This is a genomic window from Streptomyces anandii JCM 4720 (genome assembly GCF_014650655.1).
Taxonomy (GTDB): domain Bacteria; phylum Actinomycetota; class Actinomycetes; order Streptomycetales; family Streptomycetaceae; genus Streptomyces; species Streptomyces anandii.
In genome coordinates this window covers 380,159-401,944 of the sequence record NZ_BMVJ01000001.1, presented here as the reverse complement: position 1 = coordinate 401,944, position 21,786 = coordinate 380,159, and the positions used below count along the sequence as shown (strand labels likewise).

The window sequence follows — 21,786 nt, the reverse complement described above, 5'->3', positions numbered from 1 at the left end:
CCTGGGCGCACCTGGACATCGCGGGCCCGGCCTTCAACGAGGGCGGTCCGTTCGGCTACACGCCCAAGGGCGGTACGGGCTCGGCGGTGCGCACGCTGGTGCGGCTCGCGGAGCTCACGGCCTCGGGTGACCTGGGCTGAGGTTCCCTTCCGGCGCCGTGACGGCCCCGGGCGCCTTGCGCACCCGGGGCCGTCGCGTCCCCTCACACGGTGCGGGTGTCGTGCCTCACACCGCGGCCCCGCGTCTCGTTCGTCCCCGACAAGTGCGAAGATGGGCGTCGGCAGGACAGGGCCCCCTCAAGGGCCGAAGCACAAGCGGCCGGACACCAGCCGCCCGCCGGTCACCGACGACCGGCCTAGGCGCACATGCATGGAGGACGTGACGTGGCGAACGACGCCAGCACCGTTTTCGACCTAGTGATCCTCGGCGGTGGTAGCGGTGGTTACGCCGCGGCCCTGCGCGGGGCGCAGCTGGGCCTGGACGTCGCCCTGATCGAGAAGGACAAGGTCGGCGGTACCTGCCTGCACCGGGGTTGCATCCCCACCAAGGCCCTGCTGCACGCGGGCGAGATCGCCGACCAGGCCCGCGAGAGCGAGCAGTTCGGCGTCAAGGCCACCTTCGAGGGCATCGACGTCCCGGCCGTCCACAAGTACAAGGACGACGTGATCTCGGGCCTCTACAAGGGCCTGCAGGGGCTCATCGCCTCCCGCAAGGTGACCTACATCGAGGGCGAGGGCCGGCTGTCCTCCCCCACCTCCGTCGACGTCAACGGGCAGCGGATCCAGGGCCGCCACGTCCTCCTGGCGACCGGCTCCGTGCCGAAGTCCCTGCCGGGTCTGGAGATCGACGGCAACCGCATCATCTCCTCCGACCACGCCCTCGTGCTGGACCGCGTGCCGCAGTCCGCGATCATCCTGGGCGGCGGCGTGATCGGCGTGGAGTTCGCCTCCGCGTGGAAGTCCTTCGGCTCCGACGTCACGATCATCGAGGGCCTCAAGCACCTCGTCCCGGTCGAGGACGAGAACAGCTCCAAGCTGCTGGAGCGCGCCTTCCGCAAGCGCGGCATCAAGTTCAACCTGGGCACCTTCTTCCAGAAGGCCGAGTACACCCAGAACGGGGTCAAGGTCACCCTCGCCGACGGCAAGGAGTTCGAGGCGGAGGTCCTGCTCGTCGCGGTCGGCCGCGGCCCGGTCTCCCAGGGCCTGGGCTACGAGGAGGCCGGGGTCGCCATGGACCGCGGCTACGTCCTCGTCGACGAGTACATGCGCACCAACGTCCCGACCATCTCCGCCGTCGGCGACCTGGTTCCCACGCTCCAGCTCGCGCACGTCGGCTTCGCCGAGGGCATCCTGGTGGCGGAGCGTCTGGCCGGTCTGAAGACCGTTCCGGTCGACTACGACGGCGTCCCGCGGGTGACGTACTGCCACCCGGAGGTCGCCTCCGTCGGCATCACCGAGGCCAAGGCCAAGGAGATCTACGGTGCGGACAAGGTCGTCGCTCTGAAGTACAACCTGGCGGGCAACGGCAAGAGCAAGATCCTGAAGACCGCGGGCGAGATCAAGCTCGTCCAGGTCAAGGACGGCGCCGTGGTCGGCGTCCACATGGTCGGCGACCGCATGGGCGAGCAGGTCGGCGAGGCTCAGCTGATCTACAACTGGGAGGCGCTGCCGGCCGAGGTGGCCCAGCTCATCCACGCCCACCCGACGCAGAACGAGGCGCTCGGCGAGGCCCACCTGGCGCTGGCCGGCAAGCCCCTGCACTCCCACGACTGACGCCCTCAGTCATCGGGCGCGACGACCACAGACTTCCGTAATTCGTTAGGAGCAACCGAAACCATGGCGGTTTCCGTAACCCTTCCGGCGCTCGGCGAGAGCGTCACCGAGGGCACTGTCACCCGCTGGCTGAAGGCCGAGGGCGAGCGCGTCGAGGCCGACGAGCCGCTGCTCGAGGTCTCGACCGACAAGGTCGACACCGAGATCCCCTCGCCCGCCGCCGGTGTGCTGGCCTCCATCAAGGTCGCCGAGGACGAGACCGTCGAGGTCGGCGCCGAGCTGGCCGTCATCGACGACGGCTCCGGCGCCGCCGCGGCCGCTCCGGCCCCGGCCGCCGAGGCCGCCCCGGCCCCCGCCCCCACGCCCACGGCCGCCCCGGCCGCGCAGGCCCCGGCCGCCCCCTCCACCGAGCAGGCCGCCCCCGCCCCGGCGCCGACCGCCCAGGCCACCGCCGGCGGGTCCTCCGCCGAGGGCACGGACGTGGTCCTGCCCGCGCTCGGCGAGTCCGTCACCGAGGGCACCGTCACCCGCTGGCTGAAGTCGGTCGGCGACTCCGTCGAGGCCGACGAGCCGCTGCTCGAGGTCTCGACCGACAAGGTCGACACCGAGATCCCGGCGCCCACCTCCGGTGTGCTGCTCGAGATCGTGGTCGGCGAGGACGAGACCGCCGAGGTCGGCGCCAAGCTCGCCGTCATCGGCGCCCCGGGTGCCGCTCCCGCGGCCGCCCCGGCCCCCGCCGCCCCGGCTCCGGCCCCCGCTCCGGCCGCCCCCGCGGCTCCGGCGGCCCCCGCTCCGGCTCCCGCGCCCGCCGCCCCGGCCCCGGCCCCGGCCCCGGCCCCGGCCCCGCAGGCTCCGGCTGCTCCGGCCCCGCAGCAGCAGGTCACCCCGGCCCCCGCGCCGGCCCCCGCCGCTCCGGCGCCCGCCCCTGCCGCCGCTCCGGCCGCCCCGGCTCCGGCCGCCCAGGCGACCGACGAGGGCGCCTACGTCACCCCGCTGGTGCGCAAGCTCGCCGCCGAGAACGGCGTCGACCTCTCCACCGTCAAGGGCACCGGCGTCGGCGGCCGCATCCGCAAGCAGGACGTCCTGGCCGCCGCCGAGGCCGCCAAGGCCGCCGCCCCGGCTCCCGCGGCCGCCCCGGCCGCCGCCGCCCGCAAGGCGCCGGTCCTGGAGGTCTCCCCGCTGCGCGGCCAGACCGTGAAGATGCCGCGGATCCGCAAGGTCATCGGCGACAACATGGTCAAGGCCCTGCACGAGCAGGCCCAGCTGTCCTCCGTGGTCGAGGTCGACGTGACCCGCCTGATGCGGCTGCGCGCCCGGGCGAAGGACTCCTTCGCCGCGCGCGAGGGCGTCAAGCTCTCCCCGATGCCGTTCTTCGTCAAGGCCGCCGCCCAGGCGCTGAAGGCCCACCCGGTCATCAACGCCCGGATCAACGAGGCCGAGGGGACCATCACCTACTTCGACACCGAGCACATCGGTATCGCGGTGGACTCCGAGAAGGGCCTGATGACCCCGGTCATCAAGAACGCCGGTGACCTCAACATCGCCGGCATCGCCAAGGCCACGGCCGAGCTGGCGGGCAAGGTCCGCGGCAACAAGATCACGCCGGACGAGCTGTCCGGCGGGACCTTCACCATCTCCAACACCGGTTCGCGCGGCGCGCTGTTCGACACGATCATCGTGCCGCCGGGCCAGGTCGCGATCCTCGGCATCGGCGCCACCGTCAAGCGCCCGGCCGTCATCGAGACCGAGGAGGGCACGGTCATCGGCGTCCGCGACATGACGTACCTGACCCTCTCCTACGACCACCGTCTGGTGGACGGCGCCGACGCCGCCCGCTACCTGACGGCGGTCAAGGCGATCCTGGAGGCCGGCGCCTTCGAGGTCGAGCTCGGCCTCTGACCCGACCACAGGATCCGCTCGGTCCGCAGGGACCACGGCTGTACGGCGCCCCCGTCCGGAGCTCTCCGGGCGGGGGCGCCGCGTTCGCCGCATCTCACCCTGCGGACGTGTAAGTCTCGTCTCACCTGCGTGAAAGCACCCCCGCGCGCCCTTCCGGCGGGGCGAACCCGCCGTATTGTCTAAGCGTCGAACGCCCCCGGGGGCCAGTGGGGCCCCTCCCTAAGGAGCCCGCCATGACCGCGCCCGTCGTCCACTCGCTGCGCGAGCAGATCCGCGAGCACATCGTGGAGGGGATCGTCAGCGGGCGCTGGAAGCCGGGCGAGCGCATCGTGGAGCGGCGGATCGCCACCGAGCTGGAGGTCAGCCAGACCCCGGTACGGGAGGCTCTGCGGGAGCTGGAGTCGCTGCGGCTGATCGAGTCCGCGCCGAACAAGGGCGTACGGGTACGGAATCTGACCGCCGCCGACCTGGAGGAGAGCTACCCGGTGCGGGCGGGGCTGGAGGCCATCGCGGCGGAGCTGGCGGCGGAGCGGCTGGCCGAGGACTGCTCGGCGCTGGAGCCGCATGTCGCGGCGCTGTACGAGGCCGACCGGGCGTCGGACGGGACGGGGCAGGTGCGGCACACGGTGGGCTTCCACCGTGAACTGGTCCGGGCGGCCGGCAACTCGGTGCTGCTGCACACCTGGGAAGGGCTGGGGATCGAGGTCTTCACCGCGCTGTCGATCCGCTGGCTGGGGACGGTTCAGCAGTCGTACGCCGAGGAGCACGAGGAGCTGGTGCAGGCGTTCCGGCGTCGTGACCCGCGCATCGCGGACCTGGTCAAGTCCCACGTCCTGGGCTGCGCCCCCCGCCCCTGACCCGGCGCTCCCCCCGAACCCGGGCCACCTGCCCAGCCGGTCTCGGCGGGTCGAGAGGCCCCGCGCCCCGGGGCTCCGCCCCGGACCCCGACGGGGGCTCCGCCGCCGGTCCTTGCCCACCCGGCCCACCCGACTCGATCGGTGGAAAGGCCCCCCCGCTCCGGGGCTTCGCCCCGGACCCCGCGGGGGCTGCGCCCCCTGCACCCCCGACTCAGTGGCCCTGGGCCGACCCCTGAGCGAGACGCCGCAGCAGCCACCCGAACCCAGCCCCCACTCGGGACCCGGGGCGAAGCCCCGAAGTGCGGGACCTCCCGACCCACCGAGACGGGTGGGCCCGGTGGGCAAAGGCGGGGCGAAACCCCCCTCAGGGGCCGGGGCGGAGCGCCGGGAGTTCAGTCGAGCGATACCTTGCTCACCTGCGGAAACCGTTCGAAAACGACGGCACCCCGTGCCTGCCCCCACGGCACCGGGTGCCGACTTTCTCGTAATCAAGAGGTTTTGCCCCTCAACCCTTTGATCGATCATCGATCAGGGAGTTATTGTCGCCGACGGGCTTCCACCGAAGCCCCAGCCCTGTCCTGCCAAAGACCAAGGGCACCCCCGAACCCTTACCGATGAGGGAACCCCCTTCGACTGAGGAAGGCGGCGACATGACCGACCCCCACGCCATCCGGCCGAGCGAGCTCGACCAGCTCCCGGACCGCGACCCCGAGGAGACCGCCGAGTGGCAGGCCTCCCTGGACGCCGTCGCGAAGGCGGCGGGCCCGCACCGGGCGGCCTACCTGATGCGCCGCACGCTGGAGCGCGCGGAGGGCACCGGGGTCGCCCTGCCCAGGCTGCTCGAGACGGACTACGTCAACTCCATCCCCACGGCCGCCGAGCCCGCCATCCCCGGTGACGAGGCCATGGAGGCCCGTATCACCGCCTGGAACCGGTGGAACGCGGCCGCGATGGTCACCCGCGGCGCCAAGCGCGGCGTCGGCGGCCACATCGCCACGTTCGCCTCCGCCGCCTGGCTCTACGAGACCGGCTTCAACCACTTCTTCCACGGCAAGGAGGGCGACGGCTCCGGCGACCAGCTCTACATCCAGGGCCACGCCTCCCCCGGCATCTACGCCCGCGCCTTCCTCGACGGCCGTCTGACCGAGCAGCAGCTCGACAACTTCCGCCAGGAGGCCGGCGGCAACGGCCTGCCGTCGTACCCGCACCCGCGCCGCCTGCCCTGGCTGTGGGAGTTCCCCACCGTCTCCATGGGCCTCGGCCCGCTCTCCGCGATCTACCAGGCGCGCTTCAACCGCTACCTGACCAGCCGCGGCATCAAGGACGTCTCGTCCTCGCACGTGTGGGCCTTCCTCGGCGACGGCGAGATGGACGAGCCGGAGTCCACGGCCGCCCTGGCGCTCGCCGCCCGCGAGGAGCTGGACAACCTCACCTTCGTCATCAACTGCAACCTGCAGCGCCTGGACGGCCCGGTCCGCGCCAACTTCAAGATCGTGCAGGAGCTGGAGGCCCAGTTCCGCGGCGCCGGCTGGCACGTGGTCAAGACGCTGTGGGGCTCGGCCTGGGACGAGCTGTTGCAGCTCGACACCACGGGCGCGCTGGTCCGCCGGCTGCGCGAGGTCCCGGACGCGCAGGTGCAGACGTACCAGACGCGCGACGCCGCCTACATCCGCGAGGACTTCTTCGGCAAGGACCCGGCGCTCGCCGAGATGGCGAAGCTGCTGAGCGACGACAAGATCCTGGAGTGCTTCCACTTCTCCCGCGGCGGCCACGAGCCCCGCAAGGTGTACGCCGCGTACAAGGCCGCCCTGGAGCACAGGGGCGCCCCCACGGTGATCCTGGCCCAGACGGTCAAGGGCCACACCCTCGGTGAGGGCTTCGCCTCGAAGAACGCCAACCACCAGATGAAGAAGCTGACGGTGGACGAGTTCAAGGCGATGCGCGACCGCCTCGAACTGCCCATCAAGGACAGCGACTTCACCGACGGCCAGGTCCCCTACGGCCACCCCGGCGCCGACTCCCCCGAGGTGCGCTACCTCCAGGAGCGCCGCGCGGCCCTCGGCGGCCCGGCCCCGGCCCGCCGTGTGCACCCGGTGGCTCCGCTGCCCGCGCCCGCCGACAAGGCGTTCACCGCCTTCGACAAGGGCTCCGGCTCGCAGAACGTGGCGACGACGATGGCCTTCGTCCGCCTCGTCAAGGACCTGGTCCGCGACAAGGAGACCGGCAGGCGCTGGGTGCCGATCGTCCCGGACGAGGCGCGCACCTTCGGCATGGAGTCGCTGTTCCCCTCGCTCGGCATCTACTCGCCCAAGGGCCAGACGTACGAGCCGGTCGACCGCGACCAGCTGATGTACTACAAGGAGGCGAAGAACGGCCAGATCCTCAACGAGGGGATCACCGAGGCCGGTTCGATGGCCGACTTCATCGCCGCGTCGACCGCGTACGCGACGCACGGCGAGGCGATGATCCCGTTCTACATCTTCTACTCGATGTTCGGCTGGCAGCGCACCGGCGACCAGTTCTGGCAGCTCGGCGACCAGCTCGGCCGCGGTTTCGTGGTGGGCGCCACGGCCGGCCGCACCACGCTGACGGGCGAGGGCCTGCAGCACGCCGACGGCCACTCGCCGATGATCGCCGCGACCAACCCGGCGGCGCTGACGTACGACCCGGCGTTCGCGTACGAGATCGCGGTCATCGTCAAGGAGGGCCTGCGCCGCATGTACGGCGAGGCGGCGCCGGGCGAGGACCAGAACGTCTTCTACTACCTGACCGTCTACAACGAGCCGCTGCCGCAGCCGGCGAAGCCGTCCGCGGCGGGTGTGGACGAGGGCATCGTCAAGGGCCTGTACCGCTTCAACACGGCGGAGTCGGCGGGCCTTTCGGCCCCGGCGAACGCTCCGCGCCTGCAACTGCTGGGCTCCGGCACGGCGATCCACTGGGCGCTGAAGGCACAGCGGATGCTCGCCGAGGAGTGGGGCGTGGCCGCCGACGTGTGGTCCGCGACCTCCTGGGGCGAGCTGCGCCGGGACGCGATGGAGGCCGACGCGGCGCTGCTGCGCGGCGAGGACCGGGTGCCGTTCGTGCGCAGGGCGCTGCAGGGCGCCGAGGGCCCGGTGCTCGCGGTCTCCGACTACATGCGGCAGGTCCCGGACCAGATCGCGCAGTGGGTGGAGCAGGACTGGTCGTCGCTCGGCGCCGACGGCTTCGGTCTGTCGGACACGCGTGACGCGGCCCGCCGCCACTTCGGTGTGGACGCGGAGTCGATCGTCGTCGCGGCGCTGGCGCAGCTGGCCCGGCGCGGCGAGGTGAAGGCCTCGGCGGTCAAGGAGGCCCGGGAGAGGTACGGCCTGTAGCGGCAGCAGGGGTTGTGGTGAAGGGGTGCGGCGGTCGCCGCGCCCCTTCGCTGTCGGTGGCGCCGGGCATGATGGGCGCATGCGTGCCGCCCGCCTCATCAAGATGGTGCTGCTGCTCCAGTCCCGTCCGGCCATGACGGCCGCCGAGCTGGCCCGGGAGCTGGAGGTCTCGGAGCGCACGGTGACGCGGGACGCGCAGGCCCTGTCGGAGGCGGGTGTGCCGGTGTACGCGGACCGGGGGCGCGGTGGCGGATACCGGCTGGTGGGCGGTTACCGCACCCGGCTGACTGGGCTGGCGCGCGGGGAGGCGGAGGCGCTGTTCCTGAGCGGGGTGCCGGGCGCGCTGCGGGAGATGGGTCTGCAGGACGCGGCGTCGGCCGCGCGTCTGAAGGTGTCGGCCGCTCTGCTGCCGTCCCTGCGGGACGCCTCGCGTACGGCGGCGCAGCGCTTCCACCTGGACGCGCCGGGCTGGTTCACGCGGCCGGAGACTCCGGGGCTGCTGCCGGCGGTGGCGGACGCGGTGTGGGACGACCGGCGGATCACCGCGCGCTACCGGCGCGGCGAGGAGGAGGTCCCGCGGGAGCTGGAGCCGTACGGGCTCGTGCTCAAGGCGGGTGTCTGGTACCTGTGCGCCCGGGTGACGGGGCAGGGGGCCTTCCGGGTGTACCGCATCGACCGGTTCACTGCCGTGGAGCCGTCGGACGGGGGCGGTGGGGGGCGTTTCGAGCGGGACCCGGACTTCGATCTGCCGGCCTTCTGGGAGGAGCGGGCGGAGCAGTTCGCCCGGTCGATCCTGCGGGCGGAGGTGGTGGTGCGGCTGTCCGTGCAGGGCGCGCGCCGGCTGCCGTACGCGGTGGATCCGGCGGCCGCGCGGGAGGCGCTGGCGGTGGCGGGCGCCCCGGACGCGGAGGGCTGGGTGACGGTGACGGTCCCGGTGGAGTCCGAGGAGGTGGCCCACGCGCAGCTCACCTCGCTCGGCCCGGAGGCGGAGGTGCTGGCGCCGGCGGCGCTGCGGGCCCGGCTCGCCGCGGACGCGGCCCGGCTCGCGGCGCTGTACGCGGGGCGTGCAAGGCATGCGTAACGATCCGCCGTACTCCGCGTGCGCCCCCTGGGGTGAGGGCCGATGCTTGACCCGTGATGGACGAGACGGAGTTCTGGGAGCTGATCGACGGCAGCCGGGAGGGCGCCGAGGGTGATGCGGAGGAACAGGCCGACCTGCTCGTCGAACGGCTGCTCGACTGCGATCCCGAGCTGGTCCTGGACTTCGCCCGTCACTTCGAGTCCCGGTACAACCGCGCCTACCGCTGGGACCTGTGGGGCGCCGCGTGGGTGCTGCTCGACGGGGCGAGCGACGACGCTTTCGACTTCTTCCGCTGCTGGCTGATCGGCCAGGGCCGGGAGGTGTTCGAGGGGGCCCTGCACGACCCGGACTCGCTGGCCGATCTGCTGGTGGACTTCGACGAGGAGATCGACGGCGACGGCGAGGAGCTCGGGTACGCGGCCGACGAGGCCTACGAGCAGCTCACCGGCACCGTCGCCCCCGACCTCGGCATTCCGCCCGCCCCGGCGGAGCCGGAGGGCACACCGCTGGACTTGGAGAACGACCGGCAGCTCGCCGAGCGCTATCCCCGGCTGTGGGAGCGGTTCCGGGAGTAGCGCCCGCGACGGGCGGTGCCGTGCGAGCGGTGCGGTTCGGGCGGTACCGTTCAGTGCCTGCCCTGGAGTCGTGCCGCGGCCTCCCGGATGGCGGGCAGGCGCAGGGTGAGGGCGGCGCCGGGGCAGTTGGTCATGTAGCCGTCGGTGTGCCCGGCCAGGGTGGGGAGCAGGGCGGTGGTGCCCGCCTGGTAGCGGCTGTGCGCGTTGCTCGACATCAGCGGGACGCTCCCGCGCGGGTCGACGCCCGCCAGGCCCAGCTTCCAGGCGGCCAGCGCGGCGATCGCGTCGGTCATGGCGCGCGGCACGTCGGCCCCGGCGGGGAACGTGCCGATGGCCGCGATGCCCGCCGTGCGGTGGTTGAAGCCCTGGGTGTGGGCGCCGGTGACGGCGCGGTCCACGCCGCCGGCCCGGCCCTCGTAGATGGTGCCGCAGCGGTCGACGAGGAAGTTGTAGCCGATGTCGTCCCAGCGGCGGGCTCCGGTCTGGCCGGCGTAGAGGTGGCGGATGATGCGCGGGGTGTCGGCGCAGGAGTAGCCGTTGGGCGAGTCGGTGTGGTGGAGGAAGACGGCGACGACCTTGTCGTCGTAGCGCGGCGGCGGCTGCGCGTGCCGTGCGCCGGAGTCCAGCCAGGCGGTGCGGGGCACGATCCGCGGCCGGGGCGCGCCGTGGACGGCGGCGCCGGCCGGGCGGGCGCCGGTCACCCGCGCGGGCGCCCAGGCGGGCGCGGAGACGGTGACGGTACGGTCGGTGCCGTATCCGTACAGCAGCAGGGCGCCGGCGGCGCAGGCCACCGGCAGACAGCACAGCAGCGCCACCACGGCGCGGCGCGGCGCTGCGGGGCGCCGTGCCCCGGTCCGCCGCGCTTCTCCCAGAGCACGCATGGGATCACTCTGGGCCCCTGACGCCCCGTCCGCGATGTGTGCTGTGCCACCTGGTGGAACCATCGTCCTGGTCCGGGACGTTTCTGTGGGTACACGTACACGTGGCCGGTTCCCGGACCCACGTGCGTGTGGCTGATCACTGGACCCGTCCCCCACGTACTTGAGGGTCCGAGAGAAAGGCGGCGTGCGTGGACCTGCTGGACCTCCTGCTGTTGCTGGTGATCGTCGCCTACGCCGCGTCGGGCTACCGGCGCGGACTGGTCGCCGGCTGTGTCTCGCTGGCCGGGTTCGTCGGCGGCGCGGTCGTCGGCGTGTGGATCCTGCCCTGGGTCATGGGCCTGGTCACGCGCGGGTCGACGGCGGCGACGGTCACGGCCGTGCTCACCGTGCTGGTCCCGGCGGTGGTGGGGCACGAGATGGCGGGCCGTCTGGCGCTGCGGCTGCGCCGTGAGCTGGACCGCGGGCCGCTGCGGGTGGCGGACGGCGTGGGCGGGGCCCTGGCGAACTCGGCGGCGGTGCTGATCGTGGCCTGGGTGGCCGCGAGCGTGCTCGGCGCGTCCTCGTCCCCGGTGGTGACGACGGCGATACGCGACTCGACGCTGCTGGGGGCCGTGCAGCGGGCCATGCCGGACACGACTCCGGCGTGGTTCTCGCGGGCCACCTCGGCGCTGACCGAGGCGGGCTTCCCGCAGGTCTTCAACCCGTTCGAGAACGAGCCGGCGGCGGGAGTCGCCAAGCCCTCGGGCGACAGCGTCACGGCGAGCGCGACCAGCGCGGCCCGCCTGAGCACCGTCAAGATCGAGGGTGCGGCGGGCAGCCAGGGCCGCGAGGGCAGCGGCTTCGTCTTCTCCCGGCAGCACGTGATGACGAACGCGCACGTGGTGGCCGGCATCGACGACCCGACGGTCCGCATCGGCGGCGTCGGCCGGTGGTACGAGGCGCGGGTGGTCCTCTTCGACCCGGACCGCGACGTGGCCGTGCTCTACGTGCCGGGGCTGCGCGCGCCCGCCCTGAGGTTCGACGGCACGGCCGCGCGCGGGGACTCGGCGGTGGTCGCGGGCTATCCGCAGGACGGCTCGCTGAACCTCCAGGCGGCGACGGTGGCGAACCGGATCCGGGCGACCGGGCAGAACATCTACAACGACGCGACGGTCACCCGGGAGATCTACTCGATCCGCTCCACCGTGCGCCCCGGCAACTCCGGCGGCCCGCTGCTGACCGCCCAGGGCCGGGTCTACGGCGTGGTCTTCGCCCGCTCCACCTCGGACGACGAGACGGGGTACGTGCTGACGGCGGCCGAGGTGGCCTCGGACGCCCACCGCGCGGCGCACGCCACGGCCCCGGTGGACACGGGGTCCCTCGTCACCTCGTGAGACGGCGGCCCATGAGCACGTCGTCGACGTAGGCGCCGTCCAGCCGGAACTCCTCCGGCTGGACGCCCTCCACCACGAACCCCTCGGACTCGTAGAGCCGGCGGGCCGGGGTGTTGTGGCCCAGCACCCGCAGGCTGATCCGGCGGGCGCCCTGCCGGCGGGCCTCCTCGACGGCCGCCCGCAGCAGGGCGCGCCCGACGCCCCGGCCGCGCGCCTCGCCGGCGACGGCGAGCCCGCGGATCTGCCGTACGTGCGCGTTGGTGGCGAGCTCGGTGGGGAAGCCCAGGCGGATGTAGCCGACCAGCCGCCCGTCGAGTTCGGCGACCAGGTGGTCGCCCGGTCCCGAGCGGGGCGTGAAGAAGGGTTCGTACGGCTGTGCGGGCCGTGGGCCGACCGCGTGCAGCGTGGACCAGGTGGCGCGGTCGAGGCGGCCGAGGGCGTCCTCGTCGTCGGGCGTGGCGTGGCGTATGTGCGGAGCCGGCATGAGGATCACTGTACGGCGGTGACCGGGCCGCGCCCGAAGGGTTTGTCGTGCCGGGCGGGGCAGGATGGGCGCATGGAACACAGGCGAATCGCGGTGGCCGGCGCGTCCGGTCTGATCGGCAGCGCACTGGTGCGGTCCCTGGCCGCGGACGGGCACGAGGTGGTGCGCCTGGTGCGCCGTTCGGCCCGCGGCGAGGACGAGGTCTGCTGGGATCCCGACGGGCAGTACGTGGACGCGGCGGGGCTCGCCGGGTGCGACGCGGTGGTGAACCTGGCGGGCGCCGGCGTGGGCGACCGCCGCTGGACGGACGCGTACAAGCGGGAGATCCGGGACAGCCGGGTGCTCGGCACGGCGGCGCTCGCCGAGGCGGCCGCCTCCCTAGACACCCCCCCGCGCGTGTTCGTGAGCGGCAGCGCGATCGGCTTCTACGGCGACACCGGCGGCCGGGCCGTCGACGAGGACGCGCCGCCCGGGGACGGTTTTCTGCCGCGCCTGTGCGTGGAGTGGGAGGAGGCGGCGGCCCCGGCGCGGGAGGCGGGCATCCGGACGGTGTTCGCGCGCACCGGGCTGGTGGTGGCCCGCGGGGGCGGGGCGTGGGGGCGGCTGTTCCCGCTGTTCAAGGCGGGCCTCGGCGGACGGCTGGGAAGCGGGGCGCAGTACTGGTCGTTCATCGCGCTGCACGACGAGGTGGCCGCGCTGCGCCACCTCCTGGACACCGAGGGCCTGTCGGGGCCGGTGAACCTCACCGCGCCCGAGCCGCTGACGAACCGTGAGATCACCGCGGCGATGGGCCGGGTGCTGCGGCGGCCGGCGCCGTTCGCGGTGCCGGCGCCGGTGCTGCGGGCCGTGCTCGGGGAGATGGCGGGCGACGTGCTGGGGAGCGCGCGGGTGGTGCCGAAGCGGCTGCTGGAGTCCGGGTTCTCCTTCGCGTTCCCGGGGATCGAGGACGCCGTGCGCGCGGCCCTGTGACACCTGGCGCGCGGCCGTTCGACGCCTGGCGCGCGTGCCGTGTGACGGCCCGCGACCGCGGCCGCGACAGCTTGCGATCGCATGCGACCGCCGTGCGACCGTGCCCTGTCCATGCGCGACTGTTCGTGACCGGTAACGGCCCTAACCTCGACCCGAACTCGGGTATTCCCGAAGCCTGTTGAGGGCATCACTGACCCACCGGCCGCGCAACCTCGAGGAGGGGCACGTGCTTGAGCCCGCGTACCAGGCGGATGTCGTCGTGGTGGGAGCCGGAGTCGCCGGACTCTCGGCGGCGCATCGGCTGATCCGCGCAGGAGTAACGACCGCAGTCCTGGAGGCCGCCCCTTACGTGGGCGGCCGCATGTCGACGGAGAAGGTCGACGGGTTCCGGCTCGACCGGATCGGACAGCTGCTGTCCACGTCGTATCCCGAACTGGAGCTCAGTCCCGGCCTGGACGCGCTGGTGCTGCACCCCTTCGCGCCGGGGGTCCTGCTGCACAGTGACGGACGGCGCCACCGTGCGGGCGCCCCGGTGCGCGGAGGTAGCGCAAGGAGCGCACTCCACGCTGTGCGCTCCCTAGCGAGCGCCCCCCGGTCGTCCGCAGCGCCCGCCGTCCGGGCGCGCGCCCTGGGTCCCGCCGCGCTGCCACGCGCCCGGACCGGCGCGCTGCCACGGCCCCGGGCCGGCGCACCGCTGGGCACCGCCGTCGACCAGGCGCGGCTCGGCTCGGCGCTCACCCGGTTCGCCGCCACGCCCGTCGAGCGCCTGCTGGCCCGTCCCGAGCTGCCGGCCGCGCGGGCGCTGGCGGCCCGCGGCCTGCCCGCCCGCACGGTGGACGGCTTTCTGCGGCCCCTGCTGGCCACCCTGCTGTGCGACCCGGACCTCACCACGTCCAGCCGCTGCGCCGACCTCGCGCTGCGCACCTTCGCGAGCGGGCGGCTGTGCCTGCCGGAGGGCGGCGCCGAGGTCGTGCCCGAGCTGCTCGCCGCCGCGCTGCCGCCGGGCACCGTGCACACCGGGGTGCGGGTCACCGCGGTCTCCACGACCTCGGTGACCACGGCGGAGCACGGCGAGATCCGCTGCCGGGCCGTGCTGGTCGCCACCGACGCGCGCTCCGCAGCCGAGCTGCTGCCCGGGCTGCGGGTGCCGGACTTCCACCCGGTGACGGTGGTGCACCACACCACGGACGATCCGCCGGCGACGGGGGGCTACCTGCTGCTCGACTCCGACCGCGGGGGCCCCGTCGCGCACACGGCGGTGGTCAGCCGGGTCGACCCGGCCCGCGCGCCGGCCGGCCGGGCGCTGGTCTCGTCGACCGTCCTCGGCCCGTGCCCGGCGGAGGTCGACACCGCCGTACGCATCCACCTGTCCCGCCTCTACGGCACCTCGACGGCGCGCTGGGAGACCCTGGCGGTGCACCACACCGCCGAGGCGGTGCCCGCCATGCGGCCGCCGCACGACCTGCGGCGGCCGGTACGGCTGCTGGCGGGCCTGTATGTGTGCGGCGACCACCGGGACACCAGCACGGTCCAGGGCGCCCTCCACTCGGCCCACCGAGCCTCCACAGCGATCCTCGCGGACCTCGCCACCAACCGCCCGATGCACCACGCGGACCCCTCCCCGGCAACCCCCCGAGCCGCCTGACGCGGGAGGCCCCGGGGCGCCCCGGGGACCCGGGGGTCTCGGGGGGTCTCGGCGCCGGTCGTCGGCGGCGGTGCGGGTCAGCCCAGGGCGGCCACCTTGTCGCGGTAGGTGCGTACCGGGGGTGCGTCCCTGTACGGCTCCAGGCGGCGCTCGAAGTCCCTCACGTACTCCACCGCCCGTACCGAGCGCATCTCGGCGGCCTGGGCCGCGGCCTCCGCGCCCAGGCGGCACGCCTGGTCCAGGTCGCCGAGGCCGAGCCGTGCGGTGGCGAGGACGACCCGGCAGAACAGCCGGCTGCGGGCGTACGCCGGAGCGCGCAGTTGCAGAGAGCGCTCGGCGTGCTGCGCGGCCGCGCGGTACTGCTGGAGGTCCCGGTAGCAGTGCCCGAACTCGTCGGCGAGCTGGGCCTCGTCGAAGAAGCGCGCCCAGAACGGCACCTCGTCGCCGGGCCGTGCCGCCTCCAGGGCGCGCTCGGCGCGCACCAGGGAGGCGGTGCAGGCCCGCACCTCGCCGAGCACCGCGTGCGCCCGCCCCTCCGCGGCGTGCAGCAGCGCCTGGACCACGGGCGGCGCGGTCGTGCCGAGCCCCTGCTGGGCGACCCGCGCGAGCTGGACCGCCTCCCGCCCGTGCGCCAGGTAGACGGCCTGCCGGCTCATCGTGACCAGCACATAGGCGCCGTAGGGCCGGTCGCCGGCGGCCTGGGCGAGCCGCAGGGCCTGCACGAAGTAGCGCTGGGCGAGCCCGTGCGCGGCGATGTCGTACGAGGTCCAGCCCGCGAGCCGGGTCAGGTCGGCGGCGGCGCCGAACAGCCGCCGGCCGCTCTGCTCGCCGTAGGTACCGCGCAGCATCGGCTCGCACTCGTGCTCCAGGTAGCGCACGAGGGCCTGGCGGGCGTGGCCGCCGCCGTACATGTCGTCCAGGGTGCGGAACAGCTCGGCGACCGAGCGCAGCGCGGCGATGTCCCCGGCGGTGACCCGCTGCCCGGGCTCCCGCTCGGCACCGCCCCGCTCGGCCTGCCCCCGCTGCCGCGGCACCCCCAGGATCCCCGGCACCCCGGAGACACCGGAAGCGCCGGAGAGCCCGGGCACCCCGAAGACCCCGCCCGTGCCGGTTCCGCCGGTCCCGCCGGTCGCACCGGTCGCACCGGTCGCACCGGGCATCCCCGACCCCGAACCCCCGGGCATCCCGGAAGCCGCGGGCGCCCCCGTCGGCGCCTCCCCCGCCGGGCGGCCCTGCGCGGGGACCCGGCCGGCCACCGTCTCGCCGTGGGCGACCCGGTCGTCCGCGCGGCCGATCAGCCAGTCCCGGCTGGGCACCACGAGCCCCGCCGGTGTGAAGGCGATCTTCCGCAGCTCGGCATGGCTGCCGGAGTCCTTGCGCCACAGCCCGCTGACGATGTCCACGGCCTCCTCGGGGGTGGCGGCGAACTCCAGCCCCGCGTAGACCGGTGCGCAGGCGTCCAGGCCGAGGTCCTGGGCGGTCAGCCGGCGGCCGAGGCGCCGGGTGAAGACCTCGGCGATCAGGGCAGGTGTGGTTCCGCGCGGCTGCTGCCCGCGCAGCCAGCGGGTGACCGAGGTCTTGTCGTATCTGAGGTCCAGTCCGTGTTCGAGGCCGAGCTGGTCGACGCGACGGGCCAGACCTGCGTTGGAGAATCCCGCTTCTGCGATGAGCGCGGCGAGCTGGCGGTTGGGAGTGCGCTGCGCGGGTCGTTCCGTCATCTGCGGTGCGGTCTCCTGCCTTTCGGGCACACACGCGGCCGCGCGGCGCCCGGATTGCCTGTGAGCAGCCCTTATGGCCTCATGAACGGCGCGAATGTAGCGGAGAGTGAGCACCCGACCGCGCCCTTCGACCCGCATTCATCCGATCGTGTGAGGATTGGCCCCTAAGCTGACGCTCGACGGCCGGACGTACAGTGGCGTGGGCACCTTTCGTGCCTTACGACCTTCCAGGGAGGCGCTTGCCGTGAGTGAGTTGCGGTTCGTCCGCATGGGATTCGGTGCCGAGGCCGTGGACTACCAACTGGCCTGGGACGAACAGCGCCGGGTGCACGCCGCCCGGTTCGCGGACGAGGTCCCCGACACCGTGCTGCTCCTGGAGCACCCCCCGGTCTACACGGCGGGCCGGCGCACGGCGGACAGCGAGCGCCCCCTCGACGGCACCCCGGTCATCGACGTCGACCGCGGCGGCAAGATCACCTGGCACGGCCCCGGCCAGCTGGTCGGCTACCCGATCCAGAAGCTGCCCCGCCCGGTGGACGTCGTCGCGCACGTGCGGCGCCTGGAGGAGGCGCTGATCCGCACCTGCGCCGAGTTCGGCCTGGAGACCACCCGTGTCGAGGGCCGCAGCGGCGTGTGGGTGCTCGGCGACCCGGTCGAGCAGCGGCCCTCGCTCGGCGGACTGTCCCTGGACTTCGACCCCCGGCTGACCGACGAGGAGTTCGACCCCCGGCTCAACGGGCCGGAGTACGCCCCCTCCAACGCCGGCCAGCGCCGCGAGGACCGCAAGATCGCCGCGATCGGCATCCGCGTGGCCAAGGGCGTCACGATGCACGGCTTCGCGCTGAACGTGAACCCGGACAACAAGTGGTTCGACCGGATCATCCCGTGCGGGATCCGGGACGCGGGCGTCGCCTCCCTGGCCGGCGAGCTGGGCCGGGACGTGACCATCGACGAGGTGCTGCCGGTCGCCGAGCGGCACCTGCGGGACGTACTGGAGAACGCGGACCTGAGGCCGCGCGTGATCGAACGGGAACCCGCGCGGGAGAGCATGTCCGGCGCCTGAGGTCCAGGGCCGTCCGGGCCCGGGCCAAGGACCTCGCGGGCCGATCTTCAGGGGCCGGTACCTGCGACCGGCCACCAAATCAACGGGCGTACCCTGGTGGACGCCGAAGAATCAACGCTAGGGAGCCGACGTGTCCGCAGTCGCACCCGACGGACGCAAGTTGCTGCGCCTGGAGGTCCGCAACAGCCAGACCCCCATCGAGCGCAAGCCCGAGTGGATCAAGACCCGGGCGAAAATGGGTCCCGAGTACACGAAGATGCAGAACCTCGTCAAGAGCGAGGGCCTGCACACGGTCTGCCAGGAAGCCGGCTGCCCGAACATCTACGAGTGCTGGGAGGACCGCGAGGCGACCTTCCTCATCGGCGGCGACCAGTGCACCCGGCGCTGTGACTTCTGCCAGATCGACACCGGCAGGCCCGAGGCCCTGGACCGCGACGAGCCGCGCCGCGTGGGCGAGTCCGTGGTCACCATGGACCTGAACTACGCCACCATCACCGGCGTCGCCCGCGACGACCTGGAGGACGGCGGCGCCTGGCTGTACGCGGAGACCGTGCGCCAGATCCACCGGCAGACCGCCGAGCGCGCGGACGGCCGCACCAAGGTGGAGCTGCTGGCCCCCGACTTCAACGCGGTCCCCGAGCAGCTCGAGGAGGTCTTCTCCTCCCGCCCCGAGGTCTTCGCGCACAACGTGGAGACGGTCCCGCGGATCTTCAAGCGCATCCGCCCCGGCTTCCGCTACGACCGCTCGCTGAAGGTCATCACCGCCGCGCGCGACTACGGGCTGGTGACCAAGTCCAACCTCATCCTCGGCATGGGCGAGACCCGCGAGGAGGTCGTCGACGCCCTCGGGCAGCTGCACGAGGCGGGCTGCGAGCTGGTCACCATCACGCAGTACCTGCGCCCGAGCGTGCGCCACCACCCGGTGGAGCGCTGGGTCAAGCCGCAGGAGTTCGTCGAGCTGAAGGAGGAGGCCGAGCGGATCGGCTTCTCCGGCGTGATGTCGGGCCCGCTGGTACGGTCCTCCTACCGCGCCGGGCGGCTGTACCGGATGGCCGTCGAGAAGCGCGGCGCCTACATCGCCTCCCAGGCCGTCTGACGCACCGTCATCCGCCGTGCCCCGCAGGCGGGCCGGTATGCGTGTGAATTCGCGCACAAGAAACTACCACTCAGTAATGGCCGATACGACGCGGTCCTGAGCGTCGCCGCAGATGAGGGCGGCCGTCAGGACCGCGTCAGCCGTTTGGCCTGCGGCATCGAGGCTTCATTGGTGTTTGACCGGCCGGTCACGCCCTGGTAACACCAAACAGTGACGCTGGACTCACGCCACGTACACCCGAAGCCCGTCATGAGGGGGGACCTCCACCATGCAGGCCGCGCCCGTTCGCGCCACCGCCATTCCGTCCTTCACCGACGCCCTGCGCGCGGTCGAGTCGCTGCTCATGAGCGGCGGTCAGCGCACCGCCCGCCGCAACGCGTGGACCTCCGTCCTGGAGGACCGCCGCCGCGCCAAGGACCGCGTCGAGGCCCAGCGCGTGCTCGACCGGTTCACCGCCGCCGGTTCCTGACCGGCCGCTCCTGAGCGGGCGAACGGACACTGCCGTCGTCGGCCGCTTCCCGGGCCACGTAGACTTCGTGGCATGGCGAGGAAGGAACCAGCAGCCGAGGCTGCCAATGCCGGGCGACTGAAGCAGATCGCTCTGACCTACAAGATGACCAGCAAGGCCGACCCGAAGATCGGTCTTGTACTCGCGTCCGTCTTCATCATCATCTTCGGTGTCCTTCTCGGCATCGGTTTCCTGATCGGCCACCCGGTCTACCTCGGCATCCTGGGCCTGCTGCTCGGCTTCCTCGCGACGGCGATCGTCTTCGGACGCCGGGCCGAGCGCGCCGCCTTCGGGCAGATGGAGGGCCAGCCGGGCGCCGCCGCCGCGGTGCTGGACAACATCAGCCGCGGCTGGACGACCACCCCGGCGGTCGCGATGAACCGCAGCCAGGACGTGGTGCACCGCGCGGTCGGCAAGGCCGGCATCGTGCTGGTCGCCGAGGGCAACCCGAACCGGGTCAAGAGCCTGCTCGCCGCCGAGAAGAAGAAGATGAACCGCATCGTGGCCGACGTCCCGGTGCACGACGTGATCGTCGGCAACGGCGAGGGCCAGGTCCCGCTCAAGAAGCTGCGCACCACCCTGCTGAAGTTCCCGCGCGTGCTGACCGGCCCCCAGGTCACCGCCACCAACGACCGGCTGCGCGCCCTGGGCGACCTGATGAGCAACATGCCGCTGCCGAAGGGCCCGATGCCCAAGGGCATGCGGATGCCGCGGGGCGGCCCCAAGGCCCGCTGAGGCCCCGTACAGCGCCTACGAGGAGGGGGCGCCCGGAACTTGCTCCGGGCGCCCCCTCCTCGTACGTCTGGCGCGTCCCGCGAGGCCCGCGGGGCTCATAGGGCTCGCGTCTAGCCGCGGACCTCGACCGTGCCCGCGAGCCGGTCGTGCAGGCCGCGGCCGTCGCGGTCCCAGACCAGGGCCGGGATCGCCAGGCACAGCAGGACCGTGCGCAGCGCGGCGCGCAGCGGCTGCACCCTGCCGGTGCCGAGGGTGACCACGCGCAGGCCGAACAGGCGCTTGCCGGGCGTGGAGCCGATCGTGCCGACGGTCAGGACGCCGAGCACGAGGAAGATCAGCAGCGCCCAGTTGCCGGTCGACTGGTCGTAGCCGTGGGTGATCAGGCCGTATGCGATCAGGAGGCACAGGCCCCAGTCGACGGCCAGGGCGCCCAGCCGGCGGCCCGGACGGGCGATCGAGCCCGGCCCCTCCTCGGGAAGACCGAGCTGCTCGCCGCGGTAGCCGAGGTCGGCTCCGGCGTCCTCCATGGCCGCGCGCGGTCCGGACAGCCACGATCCCATTGCTTGCCTGTTGTCCACCCGACCACGGTACTGCGAGGCTGGAGGAACGGGGTCCGGCGGGGTGTCCGCAGCCGTGACCGCACCCGGGCCGGTTAACTTCTGCGAAACAAACGGGTCACGCCCGAGAAATCACCCGTCCCTAGGGTCGACACAGCGTGTGCCACCGCACTGGCCGCACGAACGATCTACCACCCCGGCGGGACGGTCGGGAGTAGGAGGAGCTGGATGTTCCAGAACGCCGACGAGGCCAAGAAGTTCATCGCGGACGAGGACGTCAAGTTCGTCGACGTCCGCTTCTGCGACCTGCCGGGCGTCATGCAGCACTTCACGGTGCCCGTTGAGGCGTTCGACCCCGACGAGGAGCTCGCCTTCGACGGATCCTCGATCCGCGGTTTCCAGGCGATCCACGAGTCCGACATGGCTCTGCGCGCCGACCTGTCGACCGCGCGCGTGGACCCGTTCCGCCGGGACAAGACCCTCAACATCAACTTCTTCATCCACGACCCGATCACGGGCGAGCAGTACTCCCGTGACCCGCGCAACGTGGCCAAGAAGGCCGAGGCGTACCTGGCCTCCACCGGGATCGCGGACACCGCGTACTTCGGTCCCGAGGCCGAGTTCTACGTCTTCGACTCCGTGCGCTTCGCGACCAGCGCGAACGAGTCCTTCTACCACATCGACTCCGAGGCCGGCGCCTGGAACACCGGCGCCCTGGAGAACAACCGCGGCTACAAGGTCCGCTACAAGGGCGGCTACTTCCCGGTGGCCCCGGTCGACCACTTCGCCGACCTGCGCGCCGAGATCTCCCTCGAGCTGGACAAGCAGGGCCTGAAGGTCGAGCGCCAGCACCACGAGGTCGGCACCGCCGGCCAGGCGGAGATCAACTACAAGTTCAACACGCTGCTGGCCGCCGCCGACGACCTCCAGCTGTTCAAGTACATCGTGAAGAACGTGGCCTGGCGCAACGGCAAGACCGCGACCTTCATGCCGAAGCCGATCTTCGGCGACAACGGCTCGGGCATGCACGTGCACCAGTCGCTGTGGAGCAACGGCGACCCGCTGTTCTACGACGAGGCCGGTTACGCGGGCCTGTCGGACACCGCCCGCTACTACATCGGCGGCATCCTCAAGCACGCCCCGTCGCTGCTGGCCTTCACCAACCCGACGGTGAACTCCTACCACCGTCTGGTGCCGGGCTTCGAGGCGCCGATCAACCT

The 21,786-nt window shown here is 73.0% G+C and carries 18 protein-coding genes; 14 read left to right on the top strand and 4 right to left on the bottom strand.

The genetic code is table 11. The annotated features are described in order from the left end of the window. Nucleotides 1–383 precede the first annotated feature (383 nt). The 6 genes from lpdA to IE249_RS01785 all read left to right on the top strand — a co-directional run bounded on the left by lpdA (nt 384) and on the right by IE249_RS01785 (nt 9,537). On the top strand, nt 384–1,772 hold the full coding sequence (gene lpdA / locus IE249_RS01810; RefSeq protein ID WP_189702966.1) for a dihydrolipoyl dehydrogenase: 1,389 nt from the start codon (nt 384–386) through the stop codon (nt 1,770–1,772). A 63-nt stretch (nt 1,773–1,835) separates the two neighbouring features. Further along, a complete protein-coding gene (gene sucB, locus IE249_RS01805; protein WP_189702965.1) occupies nt 1,836–3,671 on the top strand; it encodes a 2-oxoglutarate dehydrogenase, E2 component, dihydrolipoamide succinyltransferase in 1,836 nt (611 codons plus the stop codon). A gap of 233 nt (nt 3,672–3,904) precedes the next feature. After that, entirely contained in the window at nt 3,905–4,528 is a 624-nt protein-coding gene (locus tag IE249_RS01800) for a GntR family transcriptional regulator (RefSeq protein ID WP_189702964.1), read from the top strand. A gap of 650 nt (nt 4,529–5,178) precedes the next feature. After that, the gene (aceE, locus tag IE249_RS01795; RefSeq protein ID WP_189702963.1) at nt 5,179–7,881 is read left to right on the top strand and encodes a pyruvate dehydrogenase (acetyl-transferring), homodimeric type; all 2,703 of its coding nucleotides are present in this window, start codon (nt 5,179–5,181) and stop codon (nt 7,879–7,881) included. 79 nt (nt 7,882–7,960) lie between these two features. Next, nucleotides 7,961–8,962 (top strand): helix-turn-helix transcriptional regulator, encoded by a 1,002-nt coding sequence (locus IE249_RS01790; RefSeq protein ID WP_189702962.1) that lies wholly within the window; start codon nt 7,961–7,963, stop codon nt 8,960–8,962. 56 nt (nt 8,963–9,018) lie between these two features. Continuing rightward, nucleotides 9,019–9,537: a DUF4240 domain-containing protein gene (locus IE249_RS01785; RefSeq protein WP_189703217.1), complete on the top strand. Its 519-nt coding sequence runs from the start codon at nt 9,019–9,021 to the stop codon at nt 9,535–9,537. Nucleotides 9,538–9,587: 50 nt separating this feature from the next. Here IE249_RS01785 and IE249_RS01780 read toward each other — a convergent pair whose 3' ends face one another. Further along, nucleotides 9,588–10,418: a peptidoglycan recognition protein family protein gene (locus IE249_RS01780; protein ID WP_229857213.1), complete on the bottom strand. Its 831-nt coding sequence runs from the start codon at nt 10,416–10,418 to the stop codon at nt 9,588–9,590. Nucleotides 10,419–10,606: 188 nt separating this feature from the next. Between IE249_RS01780 and IE249_RS01775 the strand changes: the two genes are divergently transcribed. Beyond that, entirely contained in the window at nt 10,607–11,791 is a 1,185-nt protein-coding gene (locus tag IE249_RS01775) for a MarP family serine protease (protein ID WP_189702960.1), read from the top strand. Here IE249_RS01775 and IE249_RS01770 read toward each other — a convergent pair. Then, the gene (locus IE249_RS01770; RefSeq protein ID WP_189702959.1) at nt 11,781–12,275 is read right to left on the bottom strand and encodes a GNAT family N-acetyltransferase; all 495 of its coding nucleotides are present in this window, start codon (nt 12,273–12,275) and stop codon (nt 11,781–11,783) included. The genes IE249_RS01775 and IE249_RS01770 overlap by 11 nt on opposite strands. Nucleotides 12,276–12,347: 72 nt before the next feature. On the opposite strand from IE249_RS01770, the gene IE249_RS01765 reads away from it, so the two are divergent. Further along, nucleotides 12,348–13,244, top strand: coding sequence for a TIGR01777 family oxidoreductase (locus tag IE249_RS01765; RefSeq protein ID WP_189702958.1), 897 nt, complete (start codon nt 12,348–12,350; stop codon nt 13,242–13,244). Nucleotides 13,245–13,470: 226 nt separating this feature from the next. After that, nucleotides 13,471–14,889 (top strand): NAD(P)/FAD-dependent oxidoreductase, encoded by a 1,419-nt coding sequence (locus IE249_RS01760; RefSeq protein WP_189702957.1) that lies wholly within the window; start codon nt 13,471–13,473, stop codon nt 14,887–14,889. A gap of 77 nt (nt 14,890–14,966) precedes the next feature. Here the strand turns inward: IE249_RS01760 and IE249_RS01755 are convergent, their stop codons facing one another. Next, nucleotides 14,967–16,607 carry an NsdA family TPR-like regulatory protein gene (locus IE249_RS01755; protein ID WP_189702956.1) on the bottom strand — a complete coding sequence of 547 codons (1,641 nt, stop codon included), beginning with the start codon at nt 16,605–16,607 and terminating at the stop codon, nt 14,967–14,969. A gap of 244 nt (nt 16,608–16,851) precedes the next feature. Here IE249_RS01755 and lipB point away from each other — a divergent pair, with 244 nt between their 5' ends. From lipB to IE249_RS01735, 4 genes are all read left to right on the top strand, one after another. After that, a complete protein-coding gene (gene lipB, locus IE249_RS01750; RefSeq protein WP_189702955.1) occupies nt 16,852–17,670 on the top strand; it encodes a lipoyl(octanoyl) transferase LipB in 819 nt (272 codons plus the stop codon). Between the two features lie 130 nt (nt 17,671–17,800). Beyond that, nucleotides 17,801–18,766: a lipoyl synthase gene (gene lipA / locus IE249_RS01745; RefSeq protein ID WP_189702954.1), complete on the top strand. Its 966-nt coding sequence runs from the start codon at nt 17,801–17,803 to the stop codon at nt 18,764–18,766. Nucleotides 18,767–19,034: 268 nt separating this feature from the next. After that, the gene (locus IE249_RS01740) at nt 19,035–19,235 is read left to right on the top strand and encodes an SCO2195 family GlnR-regulated protein (protein WP_189702953.1); all 201 of its coding nucleotides are present in this window, start codon (nt 19,035–19,037) and stop codon (nt 19,233–19,235) included. Nucleotides 19,236–19,307: 72 nt separating this feature from the next. Beyond that, entirely contained in the window at nt 19,308–20,009 is a 702-nt protein-coding gene (locus IE249_RS01735; protein ID WP_189702952.1) for a DUF4191 domain-containing protein, read from the top strand. Nucleotides 20,010–20,119: 110 nt separating this feature from the next. Here IE249_RS01735 and IE249_RS01730 read toward each other — a convergent pair whose 3' ends face one another. Then, nucleotides 20,120–20,587 (bottom strand): RDD family protein, encoded by a 468-nt coding sequence (locus IE249_RS01730; protein WP_189702951.1) that lies wholly within the window; start codon nt 20,585–20,587, stop codon nt 20,120–20,122. Between the two features lie 207 nt (nt 20,588–20,794). Between IE249_RS01730 and glnA the strand changes: the two genes are divergently transcribed. Then, on the top strand, nt 20,795–21,786 hold a 992-nt coding region (glnA, locus tag IE249_RS01725), incomplete at its 3' end, for a type I glutamate--ammonia ligase (RefSeq protein ID WP_229857211.1).